Raw genomic sequence first — 25,033 nt, forward strand, 5'->3', positions numbered from 1 at the left:
GGCGCGGTTCCGCCGGGAGGCGGACGGGCCGGATGCCGGTGACGGGCGCTACTTGACGGCCGCGATCAGCGGCTCGACCTCGTCGATGGCGTACGGGATCGACAGGACGGTGTTGAAGGAGAAGGCCGCGCCGATGTCCGGGTCCTGGTAGGGCACGAACAGGTCGCGCTTCGCCGAGTTGACCTTCAGCTTCTTGTAGAGCGGCTCGGCCTTGATGCGGTCGTTGGCCTCGGTGCTGGAGGTGACCCAGACGAGCCGGTCGACGTCGAGCACGTTCAGCTTCTCGGCGCTCAGTTCGGCGACGTTCCAGCCCGGCTTCGCCAGGGTGTCGATCTCGGGCTTCAGCTTGAAGCCGAGCTCGGAGAAGAAGATCGCCTTCGGGTCGGTCTTGGTGAAGGCCGAGTACTTGCCGGCCTCGAAGCTGTCGGCGACGGCGAGGGTCTTCGTGGCGAACTCGGGGTGCTTGTCGCGGACGGCCTTGAAGCGGGCGTCGATGCCGGAGATCAGCTTCTCGGTCTCCGCGTCCTTGCCGAGGGACTTGCCGATCTGCCGCGTCATGACCTGCCAGGACGCGCCGTAGTCGGGCAGGCCCTTGGGCTGGGCCACGACCTTGGTGAACTTCGAGAGCGTGTCGTACTGCTCCTTCTTCATCCCCGAGTACTGCGCGATGACGAGGTCGGGCTTCAGGGCCGCGATCTTCTCGATGTTGTACTCGTCGCGCTCGCCGACGATCTCGGGCTTGGCGGACCCCCACTTGTCCTTCGTCCACGGCCACTTGCCGTACGGCTGCTCCTTGAACCAGTCCACCGCGCCGACCGGCTTGATCCCCAGCGCCAGCACCGCGTCCTGGTCCGAAAGCCCCAGGGTGACGACCCGCTTCGGCTCCGCGTCGATGGTGGTGGAGCCGTACTTGTGCTCCACGGTCACGGGGAAGGCGGCGGACGAGGAGCTGCTCGCCTCGCCCGAGGGCTTGGACTCGGACTTCTCGGTGCCGCCCCCACAGGCGGACAGCGCGAGCGCGGCGACGGTGGCGACGGCCACCTGCGGGAAGTGTCTGACGAACCGCGTCAGAGCGGGGCGCGTACCAGTGGACACGGAGGTTCCTTTCACGGGGATCACACGGTGCGTGCCGCGACCGCCGCGTACGAGGACGCTACGAGACAGTCGGGGCGGGTGGGGCTGGTGGGGCGATGGGGGGTGGGGTTCTGGCAGGCGGAGGAAGCCTGGCGGAGAGGGGACGGGGTCAGCGGACCGAGCCGATGCCGTCGGCGACCGGCCGGGGCTCGTCCAGGGCGGACTCCTGACCACGGTCGAGGATCGAGTCCAGGATCTCGCCGACCCTGATCGCGGTGTTGGAGAGCAGGGACGAGGTGATGCCGTGGGTGTGCTCGGTACCGCCCTGCAGGTAGATGCCGCAGCGCACCGCGGGGTCCGTCGAGATGCGGTAGTCCCGCTCGACGCGGACCCGGCCCTGCTCGTCCCGGTGGCAGCTCTTCGCGACCTCGCCCAGGAGCCCCAGGGGCTCGGCGGGGCTGTAGCCGGTGGCGAGGACCACGACATCGGCGTCCAGCACGTTCTCCTCGCCGGTGACCAGGGAGGTGACGGTGGCGCGGACCGTGTCCGGGGTCTCCTCGACGCCGGTCAGGCGCGAGATGTTGAGGAAGCGCAGCCGTTCGGCGCCGAGCACCTTCTCCTGGTACGCCACCCGGTAGAGCTCGTCGATCAGGTCGATGTCCACGACCGAGTAGTTGGTGTTCCCGTGATAGTCCATCAGCCGGCGCTTGATGTCGTCGGGAGCCGTGTAGTACTCGTCGACCGCCTCGGGGTCGAAGATGCGGTTGGCGAAACTGCTGTCGTCCGCCGGGCTGTAGCCGTAGCGGGAGAAGACGGCGCAGACCTCGGCGTTGGGGAAGCGGCGGTGGAGGTACGCCACGTTCTCGGCGGCGCTCTGGCCGGCGCCGACCACGATGAAGCGCGTGGGGTCGGTGCCCTCCAGGCCGTCGACCTTGGCGAGCAGGTCGGAGTTGTGCCAGACGCGGTCGCCGCGCTCGACGCCTTCCGGCATGAGGGGCCGAAGTCCCGTGCCGATGACGAGGTTCCGGGCGCGGTGGACGACGGTCTCCGAGCCCGAGCGGGCCGTGACGTCGAGGTACTCCACGACTCCGTCGCGTACGACGGGCTCGACGGAGACGACCTCGTGGCCGTAGGAGACCATGTCGTCGACCTTGGCCGCCGCCCACTCGAAGTAGTCGTGGAACTCCACGCGGAGCGGGAAGAGGTTCTTGTGGTTGACGAAGTCGATCAGCCGGCCCTTGCTCTGCAGATAGCGCAGGAAGGTGTACTCGCTGGACGGGTTACGGAGCGTCACCAGGTCCTTGAGGAAGGACACTTGCATCGTGGCGTCGTCGATGAGCATGCCGCGGTGCCAGCCGAAGTTGGGCTGGCGCTCGAAGAAGTGAGCAGTGACCGCCTCCTGCCTGCCGACGCGAGCGTTGTGCTCGCTGAGCGCGATCGCCATGGCCACGTTGGACGGCCCGAAGCCGATTCCTATGAGGTCATGGATCAGAGGTGCGTCGCCAGGAAGAACCTGTGACATGTCACTCCCATCGTGCGGGACAGCCGCCTGTCAGGCGAGGATGAAAAGTACGAGACGCCGAGCCCGCCGGTGGCGTCGGCCAGGGGCGAACTTAGGTAAAGCTAACCTGACTTGCCCCGAGCTGTCGACCGGACGAATCGGTCACGCGCGAGAAAGCGGCACTGAACACGCTTGAAAACAGGGGCCGTTGCATCCTTAGGTAAGCCTTGCTTTACTTGGCGGCGGTCATTCGCTCTTCCGAGGAGGAACTCCATGCGGGTCGTCATGTTCGGTTACCAGACCTGGGGGCATCGAACCCTGCAAGCTCTCCTGGACTCCGAACACGACGTGGTGATGGTCGTGACGCACCCCAAGAGCGAGCACGCCTACGAGAAGATCTGGAGCGACTCCGTCGCCGACCTCGCCGAGGAGCACGGCGTCCCCGTCGTCATCCGCAACAGGCCTGACGACGAGGAGCTGTTCCAGCGGCTCAAGGAGGCCGACCCGGACATCATCGTGGCCAACAACTGGCGCACCTGGATCCCGCCGCGGATCTACACCCTCCCCCGCCACGGCACGCTCAACGTCCACGACTCGCTGCTGCCCAAGTACGCGGGCTTCTCGCCGCTGATCTGGGCCCTCATCAACGGCGAGCGCGAAGTCGGCGTCACGGCCCACATGATGGACGAGGTACTCGACGCCGGCGACATCGTGGACCAGCGCGCGGTGACCGTGGAGCCCACGGACACGGCGACCGACCTGTTCCACAAGACGGTCGACCTCATCGCCCCGGTCACGGTCGGCGCCCTGGACCTGATCGCCTCCGGGCAGACGGAGTTCACCAAGCAGGACCGCTCCCAGGCCAGCTTCTTCCACAAGCGGTCCGAGGAGGACGTCCGGATCAACTGGGACTGGCCCGCCGATGCCCTGGAGCGTCTGGTCCGCGCCCAGTCGGCGCCCTACCCGGCCGCGTTCACCTTCCACAAGGGCCGGCGGCTCGAAGTCCTCTCCGCCGTGGTGTCCGAGGGCCGCTACGGCGGCACTCCGGGGCGCATCTTCTACCGTGAGGGCGAGGGCGTGGTGATCGTCGCCGGCGCCGACGCCCGCACCGGCCGCAACCACGGCCTGGCGATCACACGTGTACGGACCGAGGACGGCCGGGAGCTGTCCGCCACCGACCACTTCACCTCGATGGGCGGCTACCTCACCGGCCGCCCCTGACGGCCTCCGCCCCGCGTCCCGCTGAACTCCGGCGCCCCCAGACGGTCCTGGGGGCGCCGGCTCCCCTTCCGGAACGAGTAGGTTAGGGTCACCTAACTTGAACTGCGAACAGGTACATCGATGCAACCACGGGTTACCTCCGGCACCGCGCACGATGCGAACGGCACACGGTTCGCCGTCGTCGGCATATCGAACATGCCGACCGACTGGGCTCAGGTCTTCAGCTCCCTCGCCGACGCCGACCTGACGATCGGCACCCTCGACGTCGACATCACCGCCGCGGCCCACGCCTCGGCACCCGCCATGAGTCCCGGCAACGACACGAGGGGAAGGGCCGACGGTGCCGGGACATCCGGTGACGACGAGCCCCGCACCCCCGTCGCCTCCGGCCCGCCCTCGCTCAGTACGACACCACCGAGCGTGCTGAACCTCAACGCCTACCTGATGTACGCCATCGGCAAGGCCGCGCGCCGCAGACTCACGGACCGGCTGACCGCCCACGGACTGCGCCTGTGGCATCTGACCGTGATGGCGATGGTGGCCGACCTGGGCCCCCAGATGAAGACCGTCCTCGCGTCCCGCCTCGACATGAACGCCAGCGACCTGGTGAAGATCGTCAACGATCTGGTCAGAACGGGCCATGTCGACTGCGGCCGGGACCCTGCCGACCGGCGCCGCGTCGTCGTACGGCTGACGCCCGAGGGCCGCTCGTTCCTCGATCTGCTCAACGCGGACATCGCCTCGACCGACGACGACATCCTGGCCCCGCTGAACGCGGAGGAACGCGACCAGCTCGCCTCTCTCCTCCGCCGTGTCCACCGTCACCTCGAACCGGCACCGGCGAGCGTCGTCCACGAGCCCACGCGGTACGACTCCCGGACGCGTACGGACTCCGTCGAGGACGGCCGGATCGACTGGACGCACCCGGCCGAGCGGATCGCCCGGCTCGTCGAGGCCCGGCGCGACCGCTTTCCGACCGCCTACACCCACCACCAGGGCCGGCGTCTGGAACTCCTCGCGGCGACGGTCTCCGAGCGGACCTACTCCGGCGCCCCCGGCCTCGTGCTCCACCACGAGGACGAGGGCGTGGTGATCGTCACGGGAGCCGATGCCCCCACGAGCGGCGAACACGGGCTCGTGCTGCGCCGCTTACGCACCGAAGCCGGCCGGGAGATGTCGGCGGAGGAGTACTTCCCCTCCGAGGGGGAGCTGCTCGCCCACCAGCCCTGACGGGGCGGGCCACCCGGCCCCCGCCGCGCCCGGCCCCGCTACCGCCAGTCGTCGTCCCAGGGCGGTGGAGCCATCTCCTCGTCCGGGTCGGCGGGCGGCTCGTCGTCGAACAGGTCCGGCTCCGGCTCCGGGCCCCGCCGGGCGGACCCGGACGGAGCGGACACGGACGGAGCGGACCCGGACGGCGCCGGGGGCGCGGACGACGGCGCGGCGGCCGGGGGCTCTCCGGGAGCGCGGCACTCGCCCAGGGTGTCCAGGACGCCCTGGGCGTACTTGGCGAGCTTCGCCTCCCCGACGCCGCCGACGGTGCCCAGCTCCGCGGCCGTCGCCGGGAACCGGGTCGCGATCTCGCGCAGGGTGGCGTCGTGGAAGACGACGTACGCCGGGACGCCCTGCTCCTTGGCCGTCGCGGCCCGCCAGGCGCGCAGGGCCTCGAAGACCGGGACCGCCTCGGACGGCAGGTCGACGGGTACGCGGGCACCCTTGCCGGAGCGCGAGCCCGAACCGGTCCGGGCCGCGGCGGCGGGGGCCTTCTCCTTGCGCATCGGTACGGGACGGCGTCCGCCCAGCACCTCGCCGCTGGCGTCCGTCAGGACCAGAGTTCCGTAGTCGCCCTCGACCGCGAGCAGCCGCTGGGCGAGGAGCTGGCGCACGACTCCGCGCCACTCCGCGGTGCCCAGGTCGGCGCCCACGCCGAACACCGACAGCGCGTCGTGGTCGAACTGGATGACCTTGGCGGTCTTCTTGCCCTGGAGGATGTCGATGATCTGGCCGGCGCCGAACTTCTGGCGCCGCTCCTTCGCCAGCCGCCAGACCGTGGACAGCAGCTTCTGCGCCGCGACCGTGCCGTCCCAGGACTCGGCCGGGGTCAGACAGGTGTCGCAGTTGCCGCAGGGTTCGCCCGACTGTCCGAAGTACGCCAGCAGCCGCACCCGGCGGCACTCGACCGTCTCGCACAGGGCGAGCATGGCGTCCAGATGCGCGGCCAGCGAGCGGCGGTGCGTCTCGTCGCCCTCGGAGCCGTCGATCATCTTGCGCTGCTGGACCACGTCCTGCAGCCCGTACGCGAGCCATGCCGTGGCCGGCTCCCCGTCTCGTCCGGCCCGGCCGGTCTCCTGGTAGTAGCCCTCGACCGACTTCGGCAGGTCGAGGTGGGCGACGAAGCGGACGTCCGGCTTGTCGATGCCCATGCCGAAGGCGATCGTCGCCACCATCACGACCCCGTCCTCCCTGAGGAAGCGGGCCTGGTTCGCCGCACGCGCCCGGGCGTCCATGCCGGCGTGGTAGGGCAGGGCGTCGATCCCCTGCTCGACCAGGAAGGCCGCGGTCTTCTCGACCGAGGCGCGGGAGAGGCAGTAGACGACTCCGGCGTCCCCCTCGTGCTCGGTGCGGATCAGCTCCAGGACCTGCTTCTGGGCGCTGTTCTTGGGAACGATGCGGTACTGGATGTTGGGCCGGTCGAAGCTCGCGACGAAGTGCCGGGCGTCCTGCAGACCGAGGCGCGTCGCGATCTCCGCGTGGGTGGCCTCGGTGGCCGTCGCGGTCAGCGCGATCCGGGGGACCTTGGGCCATCGCTCGTGCAGCATCGACAGCGCGAGGTAGTCGGGCCGGAAGTCGTGTCCCCACTGCGCGACGCAGTGCGCCTCGTCGATCGCGAAGAGCGACACCGTGCCCCGGTCGAGCAGCCGCTGCGTCGCTTCGGTGCGCAGCCGCTCGGGGGCCAGGTAGAGCAGGTCGAGCTCACCGGCGAGGAAGGCCTGCTCGACCGTCTGCCGCTCGTACGGATCCTGGGTGGAGTTCAGGAATCCGGCCCGCACCCCCAGGGCGTTGAGCGCGTCCACCTGGTCCTGCATCAGCGCGATGAGGGGCGAGATCACGATGCCCGTGCCCTCTCTGACCAGCGCCGGGATCTGGTAGCAGAGCGACTTGCCGCCGCCGGTGGGCATCAGGACGAGGGCGTCGCCGCCCCCGACGACCTGCTCGACGATCTCCTGCTGTTCACCGCGGAAGGAGCTGTATCCGAAGACGCGGTGAAGCACCTGGAGAGGGTCGGAGATCGCGGGGGAAGCTTCCGGAAGGGCCATTGGACAAGCCTAACGGCGGGCGCGGACACCCCCGGCCCGCCCGCCGGATCTGTGGAGAACCCGGCGGGCGGGGGCTCGTCCGCCACGGTTCAGCCCGCGGTCCGGGCCATCCACGCCTCGACGTCGTCGGCGGACCTGGGCAGGCCCGCGGACAGGTTCTCGTGGCCGTCCTCGGTGACGACCAGGTCGTCCTCGATGCGGACCCCGATGCCGCGCCACTCCTCGGGCACGGTGAGATCGTCGGGCTGGAAGTAGAGACCGGGCTCCACGGTGAGCACCATGCCGGGCTCCAGGACTCCGTCGACGTACTCCTCGTTCCTGGCGTGCGCGCAGTCGTGCACGTCAAGGCCGAGCATGTGACCGGTGCCGGCCATGGTGAAGCGGCGCTGGAGTCCGAGTGCGTACGCGCGCTCGGCCGGGCCCTCGATGAAGCCCCACTCGACCAGCCGGGCCGCCAGGTGGCGCTGGGACGCCTCATGGAAGTCGCGGTACGAGGCGCCCGGCTTGACGGCGGCCATGCCCGCCTCCTGCGCCTCGTACACGGCGTCGTAGACCTGGCGCTGCACCGGGCTGAAGGTGCCGCTGATGGGGAGCGTGCGCGTGACGTCGGCGGTGTAGAGCGTGCGGGTCTCGACGCCGGCGTCGAACAGGAGCAGCTCCCCCGGGCGCACCGGTCCGTCGTTGTCCGTCCAGTGCATGATCGTGGCGTGCTCGCCCGCGGCGCAGATCGATCCGTAGCCGACGGAGTTGCCCTCCACGCGCGCCCGGCGGAAGAAGGTGCCCTCGATCCAGCGCTCGGAGGACGCGACCGCCCGGGAGAGCTCCCCGACGGCGTCGGTGAATCCGCGGACGGTGGAGTCCACGGCCTTGCGCATCTCCGCCAGCTCCCACGCGTCCTTGACGAGCCGGAGATCGCTGAGCGCCTCCTCCAGCGCGTCGTCGCGCTCCTGGTCGGTGGTGACGGCGGCCTCCAGCGACGGGTCGACGCCACGGACGATACGGGTGGGCACGCCGGAGGAGGCGGCCAGGTCGTCGGCGGCGGTGCGGACGTCGCGGCAGGCGAGTCCGAGCACGCGCTCGGCCTCGGCGAGGGAGCGGCGCCGGCCCATCCACAGCTCCGCCGTGGCGCCCGTCCAGAACTCGTCGTCGTCCCTGCCGTCCCGCGGCAGCTGGTAGCAGTAGGCGTCGTGGCCGCCGTCCGCGCGGGGTTCCAGGACGAGCGCGCCGTCCCGTGCCTGGTCCCCGGTCATGTGCACATAGCCGGAGTACGGCCGGAAGGGATAGGGGTCGTCGTTCGAGCGGACCTTGAGATTCCCCGAGGGGATGACGAGGCGCTCGCCGGGGAACCGCGCGGAGAGCGCGGCGCGGCGGCGGGCGGCGTACGGAGCCTGTTCGTCGAGCGTCAGATCGTGCCGCTCCGTGTCGGCCCACCCCGTGCGCATGAGGGCGGACAGCTCCTCGGAGATCCCTGCGTACAGACCGTTCTTTCGGCCCTTGGCCACGGCGTTCCCCTTCTTCCCGTCGGTACCGGTGGGTGGTGCGTTCCTGGACTGCGCCCCGGACGGTAGTCCGGGAGGCGCGCGCCGGGTGCCCAGGAGTGCCACTGGCACGGATCGGCCATGAAGAGGGGGTGGGTACGGTCGATAATGCGTCCATGACGAACGCGAAACTCGGCGAGGCCCTCCGGATCCTGGGCGTCGGCGAGTCCGCCTGCCGGGTCTACCTGGCGCTGCTCGAACAGGCGCCCGCTCCGCTGAGCGCGATCGGCGGAGCGGTGGGCCTGAGCGGCGCGGAGCTGGTCGTGGCGTACGCCGAACTCTCCGACGCGGGGCTGGCCGGCGCCGCGGAGGGGGATGCGGACGTGGTGGCTCCGGTGTCGCCGGCCGCGGGCCTGGAGATCCTCGCGCGGCACCGGGCGGCCGAGCTGGAGGAGTCGCGGATCGCCGTCGGCGGCGCGTTCGAGTCGTTCCGGCGGCGGTCCGCCGCGTACGACGACCACCTCGTCGAGGTCGTCACCGGGGACGCCGTGGGCCCGAGGATGCGCCGGGCCTGGTCGAGCGCCCGCGAGCAGATCCGGCAGCTCGAGTCGCCCCCGTACTTCCCGCACTCCGGCGCGACGGAGGACGCGCTGGCCACGCTCGCCCGCGGGGTGACGCAGCGGGTCGTGTACGCGCGGGAGTCGCTGGAGTACCCCGGCCGGCTGAGGGAGGCCATCGAACCGTGCGTCGAGGCCGGCGAACAGGCCAGGGTGCTGCCCTCGGTGCCGGTGAAGCTCCTGATCATCGACGACGCGTACGCGCTCGTGTCGCTCTCGATCAGAGAGGCGGACGTGGTCAACACGCTGCTGGTGGTGCAGCCGAGCGGGCTGCTCTCCGCGCTCGTGGCCCTGTTCGAGCAGTCCTGGACGAACGCCCTTCCCTTGCACGGCCGCACCACCCGACCGAGCGGTCTGCCTCCCGGCGACCGCCGCCTGCTGTGGCTCCTCGCGGGCGGTGCGACGGACGACGTCATCGCGCGGGAGCTGGGCGTCAGCCGCCGCACGCTGTTCCGCCGGCTGGAGGTCCTGATGGCCCGTCTGGGAGCCGCGAACCGCTTCCAGTTGGCTTTGCAGGCGCAGCGTTCCGGTTGGCTGTGAGCCGGGTTCCGCGTGCGGAGTCGTCGTGAGCGGCCGATCTCACACGAGGGGTCGGGCAGGTATTGAGGGCAATGGGCCGCAGTCGTCCCCATATTGACGATCGGTCACCTGTTCGCGCCCGGTGATAAGATCACGACGCTTGCGGAGCGGTGGATGGATGCAAAACGAACATCTCCGACCACGGCGACCATCCGGGCATGCACCCCCGGTACGGACGGTCCGCCGGTCCACCCGTATTGACGGAATTCAGCAACTGACCGTCAGTCGCCTGAAGAGAGCCTTATGACGTCTTACGCACAGAACCCAGCACTCTGGGTCCTCCTGATCGCCGTGCTCGGCGCTGTGGCCGTAATCGTTCGCCAGCGCAAAGCGATACGGACTTTACGACAGGAGACCACAGAGCTCAAGGCCCACTACGCCGAGTTGGAGAACAGTTACTCGAAGTCCGTCGAGGACGAGAAGGAGCGGGCCCAGGACTCGACGAAGACGGTCCTCAAGTCCGCCATGCGGACGCTCCAGGGCCTCGCCGCCGAGCAGCAGTTGGTCATCTCGGGTCTGCAGAACAAGTACGGCGATTCCGTCATTCTCCACGACCTCCTGGAGATCGACCACACCAACTCCCAGTTCGGCCGGCGCGCCCAGTCCATCGCCGTCCTCTGCGACGGGTGGCTGGGACGGCAGCGTGACGTCGCGTCGGTGTACGACGTGGTCCGCAGCGCCCAGGGAAGGATCCGGCACTACCGCCGGGTCGAGATCCTGTCGCAGGTCGACTTCGGAATCACCAGCCGGGCCGTCGAACCGGTGGCACTCGCTCTCGCCGAGCTGCTCGACAACGCCACCAGCTATTCGAGCCCCGACACCGTCGTCGAGATCAATATCCGTACCGTGCCCAAGGGCATCTGCATCGTCGTCGACGACGCCGGTGTCGGTATGAACGACGAGGAACGGGCCCGTGCCGCGAAACTCCTGACGAGCGAGCGCGTCTCCGGCGTCTCCGGCCTCGGCAGCCCGCCGCAGTTCGGCTTCGCCGTCATCGGCGTGCTCTGTGAACGCTTCGGATTCGAGGTGTCCGTGGACTCCAGCTCCCCCTACGGAGGCGTCCGTGCCGTCCTCCTCCTGCCGCACGAGATGCTCACCGGCATGCCCGAGAAGAAGGCCCCGGCGCCGTCCGTCCCGGCCGTCGCCGTGACCGACCCGGGCGGTCCGACGCCCGCGGTCACCGCGTCCACCACCGACGACGGTCTGCCGCGGCGCCGTCGCAAGCGGCCGATGGCCATCGTGAGCGGCACCCAGGCGCCCGCACCCGCCGCCACGCGATCCGGCGCGGAGACCGCCGCGATCATGGGCGCCTTCCAGCGGGGCACCCAGTCCGGTCGGGCCACGCGCCCGGACGCGGCGGACCAGACGATCAGCACACGTGATGCGAGCAGCGAAGGGCCTGAGATCTCGTGAACGACGATCTGTCATGGATGCTTGACAGTGCTTTGGAGATACCGGGGGCGCTGCACGCCGTCCTGGTCTCCGCCGACGGTCTGCTGATGGCCCGGACGAGGGACTTCGGGAAGGACAACGCGGACACGGTCGCCGCCGCGATGAGCGGCATGCAGTCGCTCAGCCGCTCTCTCGGGTTCTTCGTCCAGGAGGGGCGCCTGCAGTGGCGCCAGACGCTGGTCGAGTTCGACGGCGGCTGGGTCTTCCTGATCTCCGCCGGAGAGGGCGCGTACCTCGGCGTCTCCGCCTCGCCGGACGTCGACATGCAGGACATCACGTTCCGGATGCAGCAGCTCGTCGGTCAGCTGGGCAAGGCGCTGACGACACCGCCGCGCGAGAACCTCGGCGTCCGCTCATGAGCGGCTTCGACGAACTGGGCCCCGAGGCGGCGGAGTTAGTCCGCCCGTACGTCATCACCAAGGGCCGCGGCCTGCCGGACGAGGCACAGCTGTCGCTGGTCACCCTGGTCACCGCGGCCGAGGAGGGGCAGCAGCGGCGCCCGACGCGGCTCTCTCCCGAGGAGCAGAGCCTGCTGGACCTGTGCACCGCCGGCTACCTCTCGGTCGCCGAGGTCGCGGGCCACACGCGGCTGCCCATCGGGGTGGTGAGGATCCTGCTCTCCGCCCTCGACGAGGGCGGCTACCTCATCACCCGCCCACCCGTGCAGCGTGCCGCGCTCGCGGACCGAGACATTCTCGAGGAGGTCCTGAATGGGCTCCGCGCCAAGTTTGGATGAGCAGGCCTATGTGCGCGGCGGAGCGACACAGACCGCCGTGAAGATCCTCGTCGTCGGTCACTTCGCCGTGGGCAAGACCACCTTCATCGGTGCGATCTCGGAGATCCCTCCGCTGACCACCGAGGAGACGATGACCCGCGCCGGGGAGTCGTACGACGACCTCAAGGGGGTCCGGAGCAAGACCACCACCACGGTGGCCATGGACTTCGGACGGCTGACCATCAGCGAACGCGTGGTGCTGTACCTGTTCGGGACGCCCGGTCAGCAGCGCTTCGTGCAGATGTGGGAGGACATGGCCCGCGGCGCGCTCGGGGCCCTGGTGCTCGTCGACCCCGAGCGGCTCGCCGACTCCTTCGCCGTCATCGATCTGATCGAGCAGTACGGCCTCGACTACGCCATCGCCGTCAACCACTTCGACGGCACGCAGGACCGCGAGGAGCGGGCGCTGCGCGAGGCGTTGGACCTGCTCGACGACACCCCGGTCGTCACCTGCGACGCGCGCGACGAGAAGTCGTCCGCCGACGCGCTGATCACCCTCGTCCGCTATTTGCTGGACCGCGCTCACTAGAAGCAGAGAGAAATCATGGACGCTCGTTCCACCGCACCCGTACCCCCGCCCGGGTGCCCCGCGCACGCCGACGGCGGCCGGGTACCGCTGTACGGGCCGGAGTTCCAGGCCGATCCGCAGGCGTACTACGCCTACCTGCGCCACTTCGGTCCGACCGCGCCCGTGGAGCTCGCTCCCGGGGTGGAGGCCACCCTCGTCACGGACTACGCGACCGCGCTGCAACTGCTCCAGGACTCGGGCTCCTTCCGCAAGGACGCGCGCCGCTGGCGGCACCTCAACGAGGGGCTCATCGGCCCGGACAACCCGGTCGTGCCCGTGCTCGCGTACCGGCCCAACTGCATGTTCAGCGACGGCGCCGAGCACCTGCGGCTGCGCCAGGCGGTCACCGACAGCATGGCCCGGATCGACGCGCGCAAGCTCAGCCGGACCACGGAGCAGGTCTCCGCGTACCTCGTCTCGCGGTTCGCCGCACGGGGCTCCGCTGACCTGCTCGGCGACTACGCGCGACAGCTGCCGCTCTTCGTGTTCAACGAACTCTTCGGCTGCCCGGCGGACATCGGCGACCGTGTGCTGTTCGGTATCACCGGCATGTTCGACGGCGTCAACGCCGAGCGGGCCGTGGAGGTGCTGTTCGGCGCTGTCGGTGAACTGGTGGCGCTGAAGCGGGCCAAGCCGGGTGAGGACGTCACCACCTGGCTGATGCAGCATCAGGCGCGGCTGACGGACGAGGAGATGATGCATCAGGTCGCCCTGCTCCTGGGCGCGGGAACCGATCCCCTGGGCAATCTGATCGGCAACACGATGCACCGGCTGCTCACCCACGACCGGTACGCCGACGGCGGGGGCCTGATCGACGAGGCACTCGACGACACTCTGTGGGACAACCCGCCGATGCCCAACTACGCTCCTCACTACCCGGCCACCGACATGGAGTTCGCCGGGACGAAGGTCCAGGCGGGCGACCTCATGCTGGTCAGTTTCGCGGCCGCCAACACCGGGCCGAACCTGACCGCCGCGCGCGCGTCCGGCAGCAACCGGTCCCATCTGGCGTGGAGCGCGGGCCCGCACGCCTGCCCGTCGAAGGAGCCCGCGCGGCAGATCACCGTCACGGCCATCGAGAAGCTGCTCAATCAGCTCCCCGATGTCGATTTGGCCGTGCCGGAGGAGAGTCTCGTCTGGCGCCCGGGCCCGTTCAACCGGGGTCTCACCGCGCTGCCCGTCCGGTTCACGCCAACCGAGCCCGCAGGCCGGACCGCCGAGGTGCCCCAGGCACGGCCCGCGGCGGACGCCGCGGCCGAGCCGGGTGGCCGCAAGCGCGGCGGAATGTGGAGCCAGTTCCTCACCTGGCTGGCGAAGTGATGAAGGCAACTCCCGCCGGAGCGCCCGGCACAGCATGAACGCCGACCGTAGGGGGTAGTGAGCACCGCGTTGTTCAAGCGTGCTCATGAGGCTGAGGAGGTGTCGTGGAACAGATATCCACCGACCCGGATGTCCTGCTCCATCTCGCCGAGTTCGGCACCCCCGATACCCGCCCCGCCGGGCGGGTATCTTCTTGGCCGCCCCCACGGCGGGAGACGCTCGGGGGGCATACCGCGAGACAGGCCCTGCGGCTCTGTGAAGCCGCAGGGTTGAGCGGTTCCGACTCCGCGGAGTACGCTCGGACGCTCCTCACGATCCTGGGCCCGGCCGCCGAGCGCCCCCTCGACCTGCCGCCGCCCTACGACTCCTTCCTCTCCGACGACCACACGCCGGTGGAGTTCTCGCTCACCTTCACCGCCTGCTCGGGGCCGACCCTGCGGGTCCTCCTGGAGCCGGGGTGCGAGGCGGCGGATCTGGCGGAGAACGGGCGCGTCGGCCTCCAGGCCGTGCGCGCGATGGGGCGGCGCTGGGGCTTCGACACCGCGCGGCTCGACGAGCTGGAGGACCTCTTCTTCCCTCCGGACCCCGAGGGGCCGTTGGCCCTCTGGTGCGCGCTGGAGCTGCTCCCCGGCGGCGTACCCAAGGTGAAGGTCTATCTGAACCCGGCGGCCTCCGGGCAGGAACGTTCCGCCGAGACGGTACGGGAGGCGCTGCGGCGGCTCGGCCACGACCAGGCGTTCCCGGCGCTCCCCCCGAGCGACCGTCATCTGTTCCTCGCCCTCGACCTGGGTGACTGGAACGAACCCCGCGCGAAGGTCTACCTCGTGCACGACGATCTGTCGGCCCGCGAGGCGGCTGGCCTGTCCCGGATGGCCGGCGGCCCGGGACGCGGGGCCGTCTCGCGCTTCTTCCGCACGGCGGTGGGGCTCGACACCGCCATGGGCCCGGATGCAGGCATGGATGCCGACGGGCTCGCCGCCCTGGACGGGCTCGGCGGACCGGACACCCTCGACGTGCCGCTGGACCGGCGGCCGGGACTGACCTGCCACTCCTTCACGGAGACCGGGGCGGACCGGCCCAGCGGGTTCACCCTGCACATCCCCGTCCGCGACTACGCCCGGCACGACGGGGAGGCCCTCGACCGGGCGGTGACCCTGCTGCGACGCCAGGGCATGGACCCCGCGCCGCTCGTCCGGGCTCTGCGCGCCGTCACCGGGCGGCGGCCCGAGGACGGCGTGGGGCTGATCGCCTATCTGGCCCTGGCCCATCAGCGGGGGAAGCCGACCCGGGTGACGGCCTACATCTCCTCGGAGGCGTACCGCGTCAGGCCGCCGGTCGACGCACCCCTTCCGCGCGCGGTGCAAGCCGTCCACTGACCGCGCGCCGGCGGACGGACGTCACACCTCCTGCAGCTCGCGCAGGTAGGGGCCGACGTCCACCTGGACGGAGGCTCCGCCCTCAGTCCGCCCGTAGCGCGCCTCGATGTCCTTCAGGTAGCCGTCGATCTCCTCACACATGAGATCCGCGGACGGCAGCGTGGCGTCGCCGTCGACGATCCCCGCCACCCATCGCGCCTGCGCCTCCACGAGACGTGTGATCGAGCCGACAGGGCGGATGAGTCCGACGAAGTACAGGCCGGTCCGCTCGGGTGCGACCACCCGCCGGTACAGCCGGACCGCCCCGTGCTCCTCGGAGGTGGGACAACCGGCGGGCAGGAAGGGAAAGTCCATCCGGAATCCGGTGCAGTGGACGATCGCGTCGGCCTCCTCCACGCTTCCGTCGGTGAAGGTGACCCGCCCGCCGTCGACGGAGCCGATCGCGGGCCTGGGGATCACGCCGCCGTGCCGGATCCGGCTGAGTATCTCGTCGGAGATGGTCACGGCGGAGGCGAAGATCGCGTGGTCGGGCTCGGGGAGACCGTAGTCCGAGAGGTTCCCGCGTGCCACGAGCAGCGCCTGCTCGACGAAGCTCCGCTGCTCGGTGAAGGACATGTCCTGCCACCACGGCGCGTCGGCGATGAGGTCGACGGACATACCGAAGAGCTGCTTGGGGACGACGTGCAGCCCACGGCGGACGGAGAGCACGGTCCGCTCGGCATGGCGGGACAGGTCCGACGCGATGTCCACGCCCGACGCCCCCATTCCCACGACGACGACGCGCTGCCCGGAGAAGTCGGCGCCGTCATGGAAGTCGAGGGAGTGCAGCATCCTGCCGGTGAAGGAATCGGAGCCCGGCGGCAGCGGGTTCGGCGCCGCCGCCACCGTGTTGTGGCCGGAGGCGACGACCACGTGCGTGAAGCGCCGTTCGCTCACCTTGCCCCGCGCGTCCCGGCTGGTGACGGTCCAGGAGCCGGCACCACCGTCTACCTCGTCATCTCCCCCGTCGTCCCCTCCACCATCCTGTCGTACGGAGAGCACTTCGGTCCGCGTCTCCACATGCGGCAGCAGCCTGGCCCACTCGGCGAACGCCCGCAGATAGGCGGCGACCTCGGTGTGCCCCGGGTAGAGCGGCAGGTCGGCCGGCATTGGGAAGTCGCTGTATCCGGTCAGCTGCTTGGCGGTATTCAGGTGCAGAGATCGGTAGCCGGGTCCCCGCTCACCCGCCCCCGGCTGACGCCAGATCCCGCCTACCTCGGGCGCCTTCTCCAGACAGACGAAGTCGATGCCCTTGAGCGAGAGCGCGTGTGCGGTCGCCAGTCCCGACAGGCCCGCACCGATGACACACACGGTCGCGGCACAGGAACCGCCGACCGCCCGTGATCCGCCCTTGGATCGCTTCACAGCACACCATCCGTCCTCGCGCCGGGGGCGGTTCGCACCACTGTCTCCCCGTGCGGGAGCCCGGAGTCCTCACGATACCGATCACCGTTCGGAAGTGATCTTCGGAGGTGCCGGGCAGCCGGGGGCCGCCGTATGCGAGAACGTCACGGAAAAGCCTTCTCCGGGTTACACATTCGGCCACCGCCCCGTGGCACGCTCCCGCTGGCGGAAATTCAACACGCGTAGATCACACCGCTGTTGAGCCGAAGCCCCACGCCATGCGTGTCCCCATCCCCCCGAAAGGTCCCCCCATGTCCTTTGTGCCCAACGGCAGATGGAAGGCTGTGGCCGCGACCATATCCGCGGTCCTCATCGGTCTCACCCTCCCGGCGGTCGCCGCGACCCCGGCGAGCGCCACGACCACGGCGTACGACAGCACGTACTACAAGAACGCGATCGGCAAGACCGGTACGAGCCTGAAGTCCTCGCTGCACACGATCATCGGCAGCCAGAGCCGGATCTCGTACGACGCGGTCTGGAACGCGCTCAAGGTCACGGACCAGGACCCGAACAACAGCGCCAACGTGATCCTGCTGTACAGCGGCACCTCGCGCAGCAAGAGCCTCAACGGCGGCGACGTGGGCGACTGGAACCGCGAGCACGTCTGGGCCCAGTCCCACGGCAGCTTCGGCACCTCGGCCGGCCCCGGCACCGACCTCCACCACCTGCGCGCGGCGGACGTCCAGGTCAACAGCATCCGCGGCAACAAGGACTTCGACAACGGCGGCAGCGCGGTCAGCGGCGCGCCCGGCAGCTACACGGACTCCAACTCCTTCGAGCCGCGCAACGCGGACAAGGGCGACGTGGCCCGCATGATCCTCTACATGGCCGTCCGCTACGAGGGCGACGACGCCTGGGCGGACCTGGAGCCGAACGAGTCGACGTCCAACGGCAGCGTGCCCTGGCACGGCCGGCTCTCGGTCCTGAAGCAGTGGAACGAGCAGGACCCGCCGAGCGCCTTCGAGGAGCGCCGCAACGACATCATCTTCGGCACCTACCAGGGCAATCGCAATCCGTTCATCGACCACCCGGAATGGGTCGAGGCGATCTGGTAGACCCGCGCGGTCGGCCGGGCTCCGCGCCCACGGGCGGGGAGCCCGGGCCCCGGGACCAACGGGGTGACCGGGGCCGTGCTCCAGGACACCAACCGGGTGCGCGCCGGGGCGGTACTCCGGGGCGTACGCCGTCGCCGTGTCCCTGCCCCACATGGGCGGGTCTCGGACCGTCCCCGGAGTGTTCGGCCGCCTTCCCGCCGGGCTCCCTCCATAGTGCGGTTCATGACACGCACCCCCTCCCCCACACGCACGCCCGTCCGGGCGCGTGCCCGCCGGGCGGCCCTGCTCTGTGCAGCTCTCCTCGCCGTCACGGTCCAGACCGCCGCTGTCGCACCCGCGTTCGCCGAAGGGCCGGGCGGCTCCGGCGGGCGGGACTGCGTGAGGACCGCACGCCCCCTCGACGGGCCGGGCCGTGAGGTCCTGGACATCGCCCGCAGGGCCAAGGACGACCTCAGGCTGAACTCCGTGGAGCTGCGGGTCACCGTCGGCGGACGCGAGGTCGTCACCGACGCGCTCGGCGAGTCCATGACCGGCGTCCCGGCCCGGCCGGACATGCACTTCCGCGCCGGCTCCGTGGCCTTCGCCCACATCGGCACCGCCCTCCTCCAGCTGGTGGAGGAGCGGAAGGTCCGTCTGGACGACACCGTGGAGCGCTGGCTGCCCTTCGTACCGAAGGCGGACCGGATCACCCTGCGGATGCTGGCCACCAACACCAGCGGCCTCCACGACTACGTCACCGACCCGGCCTTCGGCGCCGAGCTGGGGCCGCATCCGTTCCGCCAGTGGACCCCGCAGGAGCTGCTCGCGTACCCCTTCGGCCACTCGTTCTGGTACGAGCCGGGCACCAGTTGGAGCTACTCCCACGCCAACTACCTGCTCCTGAGCATCGCCCTGGAGAAGATCACCGGCACCCGGATCGACAGGCTCCTGGAGGAGCGGATCTGGCGCCCCCTCGGGCTGCGCAACACGCAGAACAACTTCACCCCGGACATCCCCGAGCCCGTCCTGCACGCCTTCACCTCCGACCGCGGTCTCTACGAGGAGTCCACCTTCTGGAACCCCTCGTGGACCACGGCGCCCGGGGCGGTCATCACCACCGACATCTGCGATCTGGCCCGTTCCGCGCGCGCCATCGGCGCCGGCGAGCTGCTCTCGCCCCGCTCGTACCGCACCTTCGTCAATCCGGGCACGGTCGGCCTGGGCGGCGGGACCGCCACCTGTCCCGAGACGATCTGTCTGCCGCAGACCGAGGGCTGGCACTTCGGGCTCGGGGTCATCGTGGCCAACACCTGGCTGGTCCAGAACCCGTCGTTCTCCGGCTACGCCGCGATCCAGGCGTACCTGCCCTCGGAGCGTCTCGCCATCGCCGTCTCCACGACCAAGACCGCGGACACGCCCGCCGGCAACACGGCCGAGGTCGTAGCCGAGCGCATCGCGGCCGAACTCGCGCCGGGTACGCCGCTGACGCTCAGCTGAGACCGTGGCCCCGGCCCGGACCACGATCCGCTGGGACACCACACCTTCACGCGCTTTCTCCGACGATCAGGAGTCGGCGCGTGACGGCTGTCAGGCAGCATGGTGACCATGAACTCGGAACAGCCGCCGTCGCACGGAGCGACAGACGTCCCCACGGCCACCCTTCCGAACGAGGCCGACGTCAGGAACGCGAGGACGACCCTCCTCGGACTCCTCGCCCGCACGGGCGTGCCCGAGGACGAGACGGGGCGGCTGATCGCCCTCGTGGAGGCCGGCGCCCTCGCGGAGGCCCACGGTGAGGTCACCCGGGTCGTGGCGAGCCCTCCCGAGGACCGGGGAGAGCGGTTCCGCCTCGGCTGGCTCGACGGCGCCCGGGCCGTCGACGAGGCGCTCCTGCGCGCCACCGAGCGCGCGCTGCGGCGGGCGCTCGGCTCCGACGAGCCGGGCGGCGCCGAGGGACCGACGGAGACGGCGCACGTCCACCCCCCGGTCGCGGGGGTGGACGTGGAGCGGGCGAAGGTGGCCGTGACCCCGCTCTACCTCGCGTTCACGCATGTCTCCGACCTCGACCCGGAGGTGTCGGAGGACGTGCTCGTCGCTGTCCTCGGCACGATGAGCACCGCGGAGCGGGCGGGGTACGCCGGACATCTGGACACGTTCGCCGGCTCCTGGAGCGAGCGGCTGAGCCGGCTGTACGCGGAGTACGGCCCCGGCAGCGACGTCTCGATCCACGGCCGCTACTCCCTCCTCCACTCCCCCAGCAGCGTCGCCGTACTGGAGCGTCTCGTCTCGGCGCCCGACGCGCTGCGGGAGGAGTGGGACCGGGTGGAGCTCCCTCCCGTCTGGCTGGAGGGGCTGGCGAAGGCCTGGGACGCCCCGCCGGGCGGGTGAGCCGCGGCGGGGCGGCGGCCGGGCCTCGCCGCGTGGGTACCGACTACGACGCGTAGGTCTCGAACTCGGCGACTCTCGGAGTGGCGGTGGAGCCGGTGATCTCGAAGGTGACCTTCTTCAGCGAGGTCGCGGGGAAGGTGATGACGCCCGCCCCGCTGCCGGACGTCAGGACCGCTCCGGTGTCGCCGTCGAGGACCCGCCAGGAGCCGATCGCGCCGGCCGAGCCCGCCGCCTCCCGTACGACGATCCGGGACACGGTGGTCGCCGAGCCCCACTTGATCGAGACGGCACCGGTCGCGCCGACCGGTGACCAGTACGTGCTCAGGTCGCCGTCCCGCACGTTCCCGTAGCTCGTGCCGTCCGCCTTGCCGGAGCCGTCGGAGCCCGCCCCGATGGAGAGGTTGGTCCCGGCGGGCCCGGTCGGGGTCGGAGCGGGGGTCGTGGGAGCCGGGGTGGTCGGCTGCGGGGTGGTCGGGGTCGGCTGCGGGGTGGTCGGCGCCGGTGTCTGCGGGGAGCAGCTGCCGTCGGAGACCCGCAGGCCGTTGTTCGCGCCGGCCGTCCTGCTCACGACGTCCGGTACGCAGCTCGCGTTGTCGAGGCTGTACGCGTAGGGGATGGCGACCGTCGTGTTGGACTGCGGGTTCGGGCCGGCGGGGTTGTTGTCGGCGCCGGGACTCGACCAGGTCACGTTGTCGAAGATGTTCCCGCCGACCTGCCAGTACCCGGCCGCGTCCGTGTAGAAGGTGCCGAGGACGTCCTTGGAGTCCTCGAAGTAGTTGTTGTCCACCTTGGCGCGTGCCCCGGCCCGGGAGTTGATGCCGGACTCGTTGAGGCTCACGTAGTGGTTGTTGTAGATGTGCGCCGTGCCGCCGCGCAGCAGGGGCGCGCGGGAGTCGATGTTCTCGTACAGGTTGTGGTGGTACGTGATGAAGCCGTTCGAGAGATCGCTCTCGCTGGAGCCCACCAGACCGCCGCGGCCGGAGTTGCGCAGGGTGCTGTAGGAGAGGGTCACGTACTGGGTGCCGTCCTTCATGTCGAAGAGGCCGTCGAACCCCTCCGACTCCCCGCCGGACGCCTCCAGGCTGACGTGGTCGACCCACACGTTGCGGACGTCGCTCTCCATGCCGATGGCGTCGCCGCCGTTGGAGACGGGCGAGCCCGACTTCTTGACGTTCCGTACGGTCACGTTCTGGATGATGATGTTGCTGGATTCACGTATGTGGATGCCGAGTTGGTCGAAGACCGCACCGGCTCCGACGCCGACGATCGAGACGTTGCTGATCTGCTTCAGCTCGATCACCCCGTCCGCGGTGTTGCAGCCGGCGCCCGACACCTTGGCGGTGTTGCCGTGGTCGATCGTTCCCTCGACCTCGATGACGAGGGGGGTGCTCGTGGCGGGGCGGGCGCAGAGCGCCGCGTGGATCGCGGTCCCCGTGGTGGCGCGTACGGTCTGCCCGCCCGCACCTCCGGTGGTCCCGCCGTTCTGGGTCGCATAGCCGGTGGCGCCGCCGGCGGCCGCCGATGCCTCCGGCGCCGACAGCGCCGTGGCACCCGCCGCCACCAGCGCCGCGGCGGCCAGCGCCGCGCCGAGTCGTGGTGCGACTGCTCGTCCCATTCTCGTCTCCCATTCGTCTTCGGCACGCGTCGTCGCATGCCGGATCGGCGGCGACTCGTCGGTCGCCTCCGCCGGGTGTCCCGTGCGAGGAGAAAGCGCTTTCTGCCGTGCGACGATAGGGCGCGGTCCGTTCGGCTGACAAGGTTCGAGCCGTCGCGAAATTCAGTGATGTGAACACCGACCGCTCTGCGGACCGGTCCACGTGCCCTTCCGGGGCGTGTCGTTCAGTCGGGCAGGGAGCGGTCGTCGTCGCTCCGCGCGTCCACCGTCGCCCGTGCGCCGCTCAGGCCCCGGAAGGCGACGCAGGAGGCGACGACGACGAACGGCCACATCGACTGCATGCAGGTCACCAGCCGTTCGGCGAGACCGGGAGCGCCCTGACGCTCCGTCTCGATCAGGTACCAGGCCGCGCCGACGCACATCAGGACGGTCGCCGCGATCGAGGGCGCGAGCCGCAGCCCCCAGGGCGCGGCCGGGGTCCGGACGGCGGCCAGGACCGGCCACACCGCGAGCAGGACGAAGCCGACGACGGCGACCGAACCGTGCTCAAGGGACCCGCCGCTGCTGGGCGCCGGGAGCATCGTCACGACGAAGGCCGCCACGCCGCCGGCCGCCAGCGCCACCCGTCCGGCGAGCGCGGCGGGCCGGAGCCCCCAGGCGGTGACCAGGTGACAGACACCCAGCGCGAGGAGCGCTCCGGTCATCACCCAGAAGCCCTTGGCCCCGTAAGCCCCCAGCACGCTGATCGTCTGGGTGACGGGATCGTAGGCGGGCCCCTCCAGATGGGCCGCGAGCATCCAGCCGCCGACCAGCAGGACAGGGGCGCACCCCGACGACACCAGAGCCCACCGAGGAACAGGTCGCATCGGCCCACCGTAGGCCGCTCGGTGGCCTACGCCGCGTGTACACGGGCGGGTGGAGTCCGAATGGGGGTACGGAGCGCGGCGCGCCGTCGGGGACGGGACGGTCAGACGGTCACCTTCCTGTCGAACCAGCCCGTGAACACGTCCGCCTCGTCGGCCGTCCGGCGCTGCTCGGCCTCCACCAGGACCCTCTCGGCCTGCGCCCGCCAGGTCGCCGCGTCCGCGCGCGGCGGGGGCAGGAACGGACCGCGCTCCGGTGCTTCGGCCGCGGCGCCGAAGAAGTCCCCGCCCTTGCGCTTCACGTCGTCCGTCCCCCAGGCGCGCCCGTTCCCGTCCCGGGGCACCTTCTGCAGATGGGGGATGTGCTTGGCGCAGTGGATGTACGCCTCCTCCACGGCGACCTCGACCCAGACCTGGGCGCGGCGGCCCGGGACGGAGTCGTACGGGAGACCCTCGTGGGCGCGGCGCATGGCCTCGTCCGACACGACCCGGGCCCGGCCGTTGACGTGGAGCCCGATGCGGTCCCGGACGAAGTCCATCATGAGGATGCCGACGTGGGGGTTCTCCTCGATGTTGCCGAGGCTGGCCTGCACTCCGTTGCCCCGGTACTCCGGATACGCGAGGGTCCGGTCGTCCACGACGTGGAGGAAGCCAGGGGGGCCGGCCCGGAAGGTGTTGTCGCACTCGCCGTGCCGGTCGGCGGTGGCCAGGAAGAACATCTCCTGGCGCGCCACGAACTCCCGCATGCGGGTGTTGAGCCGCTCGAGGACCTGGTCGGCGTAGAACCTGTCGGCCCGCTCGGTGGTGCCCATGCGCTGCTGGACGAGATGCTCGCCGTCGCTCCCCGGGCGGACGGAGCGCACCGGCGTCGGCTGCCGGTAGCCGGTGTGTTCGAAAGTGCTCAATTCCTTGCCCCGACCAGTTCCTCGATGGAGTCGTGCCGTATGCGGTCGGTCGGGATGCCGATGCCGACCAGGGTGTCGACGCCGAGCCGGATCATGCCGGGCGGGCCGGAGAGATAGGCGTCGTAGGTGTGCCACGGCCCGTACTGGCAGATGGCGTCGGGCAGTTGGCCGCACAGCTCGCCGCCTGCCGCGTCGTCGACGACGGGACGGACGGAGAGCCAGGGGTGCGACTGCTGCATCCGGAGCATGGTGTCGATGTCGTACAGGTCGTGGTCGCGGCGGGCGCCGTAGAAGACCTGCACGGAACGGCGTCTGCCGTGCTGGGCGACGTCCTCGACCAGTGCCTTGATGGGGGCGATCCCGGTGCCGCCGCCGAGGCAGAGCAGACCGTTGTCCGTGGTGTGGTCGACGGTCATGGATCCCGCGGGCGCGCCGAGCCGGATCACGTGCCCCGGACGGGCCCGGTGCACGAGGGCGTTGGAGACCCATCCCGCCGGCACGGCCTTGACATGGAAGGAGAGCAGTCCGTCGGATCGGGGCGCGGAGGCGAAGGAGTAGTGCCGCCAGACGCGCGGCCACCAGGGCGTCTCCACCGAGGTGTACTGGCCGGCGAGGAAGGAGTACGGCTGGTCGGGCCGGACCGTCACCACGGCGATGTCGCGGGTGCGCATCTCATGGGCGACCACCTCCGCCTGCCACCAGGCGGGGGCGCGGAGTTCGTCCTCGGCCGCCGCGTCGATCATGATCTGGGAGATCGCGGTGTAGGCCCCCACCCAGGCCGCTTCGGTCTTCGGCCCCCAGCTCTCGGTGGCGTATTGGGAGAGGGCGCCGAGAAGGGCCTCGCCGACGGCCGGGTAGTGCTCGGGGAGCGTGCCGTACTTCCGGTGGCCGCGACCGAGCCCGGAGAGGTACGCGGTGAGGGTGGCGGCGTCGTTCACGTGGGTCGCGGCGGTGAGCAGCGCCGTGAAGAGCCGGTCCCGCTGGGTGTCCATGGCGGCGGGGAACAGGGAGCGCAGGTCGGGGTGCTTGAGGAAGAGCAGTGCGTAGAAGTGCGAGGTGACCTTGTCGGCGATCGGCTCGATCTCGGCGAGGGTACGGCGCAGCAGCGCGGCGTCGGACGTGTCCTCGGGGGCCGCGGCGGGGGAGGATCCGAACGCCCGGAACGGCGCGGAGGGTGCGGTCCGCTGCCCCGGCACGGACGGTGCGCTCGGCGTACTCGGTGCGCTGGATGCGCTCGGCATCGACGGCGCGGGGGCTACGGGCGCCGAGGGCGCGGAGGGCCCGGTGGCCGTCGCGGGCCTGGTGGGCGGTGCCTGGGGGGTGGGTGCCGGACCGCCCGGGGTGTCTCCCGGGCCGCGACCGAACCAGCCCCCCTCCCGGCTGTTCCCGCCGGAGTTCGCGCCGTCGGCCGACATGGTGGTCGGACCATCCATCGGTTTGCCTCGCCTCGAACGTCTTTCGGTCGGTCTTCGCACATGGGGTCCGAGTGTGCCCCGATTTCCCTCTCCGT

21 protein-coding genes are annotated in these 25,033 nt (G+C 70.6%); 12 read left to right on the top strand and 9 right to left on the bottom strand.

Annotated elements, in window-relative coordinates; all coding sequences use genetic code 11:
* Positions 1–48 precede the first annotated feature (48 nt).
* Both ACF1G2_RS01650 and ACF1G2_RS01655 read right to left on the bottom strand, forming a co-directional pair.
* Positions 49–1,095 (bottom strand): iron-siderophore ABC transporter substrate-binding protein, encoded by a 1,047-nt coding sequence (locus ACF1G2_RS01650; protein ID WP_391796290.1) that lies wholly within the window; start codon positions 1,093–1,095, stop codon positions 49–51.
* Positions 1,096–1,243: 148 nt separating this feature from the next.
* Positions 1,244–2,596, bottom strand: a complete 1,353-nt coding sequence (locus ACF1G2_RS01655) for a lysine N(6)-hydroxylase/L-ornithine N(5)-oxygenase family protein (RefSeq protein WP_391796291.1) — start codon at positions 2,594–2,596, stop codon at positions 1,244–1,246.
* A 252-nt stretch (positions 2,597–2,848) separates the two neighbouring features.
* Between ACF1G2_RS01655 and ACF1G2_RS01660 the strand changes: the two genes are divergently transcribed.
* Together ACF1G2_RS01660 and ACF1G2_RS01665 are read left to right on the top strand one after the other, a co-directional pair.
* A complete protein-coding gene (locus tag ACF1G2_RS01660) occupies positions 2,849–3,796 on the top strand; it encodes a methionyl-tRNA formyltransferase (protein WP_391796292.1) in 948 nt (315 codons plus the stop codon).
* Between the two features lie 120 nt (positions 3,797–3,916).
* On the top strand, positions 3,917–5,026 hold the full coding sequence (locus ACF1G2_RS01665; protein ID WP_391796293.1) for a winged helix DNA-binding protein: 1,110 nt from the start codon (positions 3,917–3,919) through the stop codon (positions 5,024–5,026).
* 38 nt (positions 5,027–5,064) lie between these two features.
* Here ACF1G2_RS01665 and recQ read toward each other — a convergent pair whose 3' ends face one another.
* Together recQ and ACF1G2_RS01675 are read right to left on the bottom strand one after the other, a co-directional pair.
* Positions 5,065–7,110: a DNA helicase RecQ gene (recQ, locus tag ACF1G2_RS01670; protein ID WP_391796294.1), complete on the bottom strand. Its 2,046-nt coding sequence runs from the start codon at positions 7,108–7,110 to the stop codon at positions 5,065–5,067.
* A gap of 89 nt (positions 7,111–7,199) precedes the next feature.
* Positions 7,200–8,612, bottom strand: coding sequence for an aminopeptidase P family protein (locus ACF1G2_RS01675; RefSeq protein ID WP_391796295.1), 1,413 nt, complete (start codon positions 8,610–8,612; stop codon positions 7,200–7,202).
* 152 nt (positions 8,613–8,764) lie between these two features.
* Between ACF1G2_RS01675 and ACF1G2_RS01680 the strand changes: the two genes are divergently transcribed.
* The 7 genes from ACF1G2_RS01680 to ACF1G2_RS01710 all read left to right on the top strand — a co-directional run bounded on the left by ACF1G2_RS01680 (position 8,765) and on the right by ACF1G2_RS01710 (position 15,275).
* The gene (locus tag ACF1G2_RS01680) at positions 8,765–9,745 is read left to right on the top strand and encodes a LuxR family transcriptional regulator (protein WP_391796296.1); all 981 of its coding nucleotides are present in this window, start codon (positions 8,765–8,767) and stop codon (positions 9,743–9,745) included.
* Between the two features lie 282 nt (positions 9,746–10,027).
* The gene (locus tag ACF1G2_RS01685) at positions 10,028–11,197 is read left to right on the top strand and encodes an ATP-binding protein (protein WP_391796297.1); all 1,170 of its coding nucleotides are present in this window, start codon (positions 10,028–10,030) and stop codon (positions 11,195–11,197) included.
* Positions 11,194–11,595, top strand: coding sequence for a roadblock/LC7 domain-containing protein (locus ACF1G2_RS01690; RefSeq protein WP_352188906.1), 402 nt, complete (start codon positions 11,194–11,196; stop codon positions 11,593–11,595). The genes ACF1G2_RS01685 and ACF1G2_RS01690 overlap by 4 nt, the downstream gene beginning before the upstream one ends.
* Positions 11,592–11,972 (top strand): DUF742 domain-containing protein, encoded by a 381-nt coding sequence (locus ACF1G2_RS01695; RefSeq protein WP_391796298.1) that lies wholly within the window; start codon positions 11,592–11,594, stop codon positions 11,970–11,972. Before ACF1G2_RS01690 ends, ACF1G2_RS01695 begins: the two co-directional genes overlap by 4 nt.
* Positions 11,947–12,540: an ATP/GTP-binding protein gene (locus ACF1G2_RS01700; RefSeq protein ID WP_391796299.1), complete on the top strand. Its 594-nt coding sequence runs from the start codon at positions 11,947–11,949 to the stop codon at positions 12,538–12,540. The genes ACF1G2_RS01695 and ACF1G2_RS01700 overlap by 26 nt, the downstream gene beginning before the upstream one ends.
* Before the next feature lie 15 nt (positions 12,541–12,555).
* Complete coding sequence (locus ACF1G2_RS01705; protein ID WP_391796300.1) at positions 12,556–13,899, top strand: cytochrome P450; 1,344 nt, start codon at positions 12,556–12,558, stop codon at positions 13,897–13,899.
* A 269-nt stretch (positions 13,900–14,168) separates the two neighbouring features.
* Positions 14,169–15,275 carry a tryptophan dimethylallyltransferase family protein gene (locus ACF1G2_RS01710; protein ID WP_391796301.1) on the top strand — a complete coding sequence of 369 codons (1,107 nt, stop codon included), beginning with the start codon at positions 14,169–14,171 and terminating at the stop codon, positions 15,273–15,275.
* 21 nt (positions 15,276–15,296) lie between these two features.
* Here ACF1G2_RS01710 and ACF1G2_RS01715 read toward each other — a convergent pair whose 3' ends face one another.
* Positions 15,297–16,679 (bottom strand): flavin-containing monooxygenase, encoded by a 1,383-nt coding sequence (locus ACF1G2_RS01715; protein WP_391796302.1) that lies wholly within the window; start codon positions 16,677–16,679, stop codon positions 15,297–15,299.
* Between the two features lie 290 nt (positions 16,680–16,969).
* Here ACF1G2_RS01715 and ACF1G2_RS01720 point away from each other — a divergent pair, with 290 nt between their 5' ends.
* From ACF1G2_RS01720 to ACF1G2_RS01730, 3 genes are all read left to right on the top strand, one after another.
* Entirely contained in the window at positions 16,970–17,773 is an 804-nt protein-coding gene (locus ACF1G2_RS01720; RefSeq protein WP_391796303.1) for an endonuclease I family protein, read from the top strand.
* Positions 17,774–17,995: 222 nt separating this feature from the next.
* The gene (locus ACF1G2_RS01725; protein ID WP_391796304.1) at positions 17,996–19,249 is read left to right on the top strand and encodes a serine hydrolase domain-containing protein; all 1,254 of its coding nucleotides are present in this window, start codon (positions 17,996–17,998) and stop codon (positions 19,247–19,249) included.
* Positions 19,250–19,357: 108 nt separating this feature from the next.
* Positions 19,358–20,140, top strand: a complete 783-nt coding sequence (locus ACF1G2_RS01730; protein ID WP_391796305.1) for a hypothetical protein — start codon at positions 19,358–19,360, stop codon at positions 20,138–20,140.
* Positions 20,141–20,183: 43 nt separating this feature from the next.
* Here the strand turns inward: ACF1G2_RS01730 and ACF1G2_RS01735 are convergent, their stop codons facing one another.
* The 4 genes from ACF1G2_RS01735 to ACF1G2_RS01750 all read right to left on the bottom strand — a co-directional run bounded on the left by ACF1G2_RS01735 (position 20,184) and on the right by ACF1G2_RS01750 (position 24,956).
* Complete coding sequence (locus tag ACF1G2_RS01735; protein WP_391796306.1) at positions 20,184–21,755, bottom strand: polysaccharide lyase family 1 protein; 1,572 nt, start codon at positions 21,753–21,755, stop codon at positions 20,184–20,186.
* A 224-nt stretch (positions 21,756–21,979) separates the two neighbouring features.
* Complete coding sequence (locus ACF1G2_RS01740) at positions 21,980–22,621, bottom strand: DUF998 domain-containing protein (RefSeq protein ID WP_391796307.1); 642 nt, start codon at positions 22,619–22,621, stop codon at positions 21,980–21,982.
* A gap of 101 nt (positions 22,622–22,722) precedes the next feature.
* Positions 22,723–23,523, bottom strand: coding sequence for a pyridoxamine 5'-phosphate oxidase family protein (locus ACF1G2_RS01745; protein ID WP_391796308.1), 801 nt, complete (start codon positions 23,521–23,523; stop codon positions 22,723–22,725).
* The gene (locus ACF1G2_RS01750; RefSeq protein ID WP_391796309.1) at positions 23,520–24,956 is read right to left on the bottom strand and encodes a globin domain-containing protein; all 1,437 of its coding nucleotides are present in this window, start codon (positions 24,954–24,956) and stop codon (positions 23,520–23,522) included. The genes ACF1G2_RS01745 and ACF1G2_RS01750 overlap by 4 nt, the downstream gene beginning before the upstream one ends.
* Positions 24,957–25,033: the final 77 nt, after the last annotated feature.

Origin of the sequence: Streptomyces sp. NPDC013457, assembly GCF_043089925.1 — a bacterium.
Lineage (GTDB): Bacteria > Actinomycetota > Actinomycetes > Streptomycetales > Streptomycetaceae > Streptomyces.

Coding starts and splice junctions, on each gene's coding strand:
- ACF1G2_RS01655 (WP_391796291.1), bottom strand. CDS start 2,596: ATGTCACAGGTTCTTCCTGGCGACGCACCTCTGATCCATGACCTCATA.
- ACF1G2_RS01660 (WP_391796292.1), top strand. CDS start 2,849: ATGCGGGTCGTCATGTTCGGTTACCAGACCTGGGGGCATCGAACCCTG.
- ACF1G2_RS01665 (WP_391796293.1), top strand. CDS start 3,917: ATGCAACCACGGGTTACCTCCGGCACCGCGCACGATGCGAACGGCACA.
- recQ (WP_391796294.1), bottom strand. CDS start 7,110: ATGGCCCTTCCGGAAGCTTCCCCCGCGATCTCCGACCCTCTCCAGGTG.
- ACF1G2_RS01680 (WP_391796296.1), top strand. CDS start 8,765: ATGACGAACGCGAAACTCGGCGAGGCCCTCCGGATCCTGGGCGTCGGC.
- ACF1G2_RS01685 (WP_391796297.1), top strand. CDS start 10,028: ATGACGTCTTACGCACAGAACCCAGCACTCTGGGTCCTCCTGATCGCC.
- ACF1G2_RS01695 (WP_391796298.1), top strand. CDS start 11,592: ATGAGCGGCTTCGACGAACTGGGCCCCGAGGCGGCGGAGTTAGTCCGC.
- ACF1G2_RS01700 (WP_391796299.1), top strand. CDS start 11,947: ATGGGCTCCGCGCCAAGTTTGGATGAGCAGGCCTATGTGCGCGGCGGA.
- ACF1G2_RS01705 (WP_391796300.1), top strand. CDS start 12,556: ATGGACGCTCGTTCCACCGCACCCGTACCCCCGCCCGGGTGCCCCGCG.
- ACF1G2_RS01720 (WP_391796303.1), top strand. CDS start 16,970: ATGTCCTTTGTGCCCAACGGCAGATGGAAGGCTGTGGCCGCGACCATA.
- ACF1G2_RS01725 (WP_391796304.1), top strand. CDS start 17,996: ATGACACGCACCCCCTCCCCCACACGCACGCCCGTCCGGGCGCGTGCC.
- ACF1G2_RS01730 (WP_391796305.1), top strand. CDS start 19,358: ATGAACTCGGAACAGCCGCCGTCGCACGGAGCGACAGACGTCCCCACG.
- ACF1G2_RS01735 (WP_391796306.1), bottom strand. CDS start 21,755: ATGGGACGAGCAGTCGCACCACGACTCGGCGCGGCGCTGGCCGCCGCG.
- ACF1G2_RS01740 (WP_391796307.1), bottom strand. CDS start 22,621: ATGCGACCTGTTCCTCGGTGGGCTCTGGTGTCGTCGGGGTGCGCCCCT.
- ACF1G2_RS01750 (WP_391796309.1), bottom strand. CDS start 24,956: ATGGATGGTCCGACCACCATGTCGGCCGACGGCGCGAACTCCGGCGGG.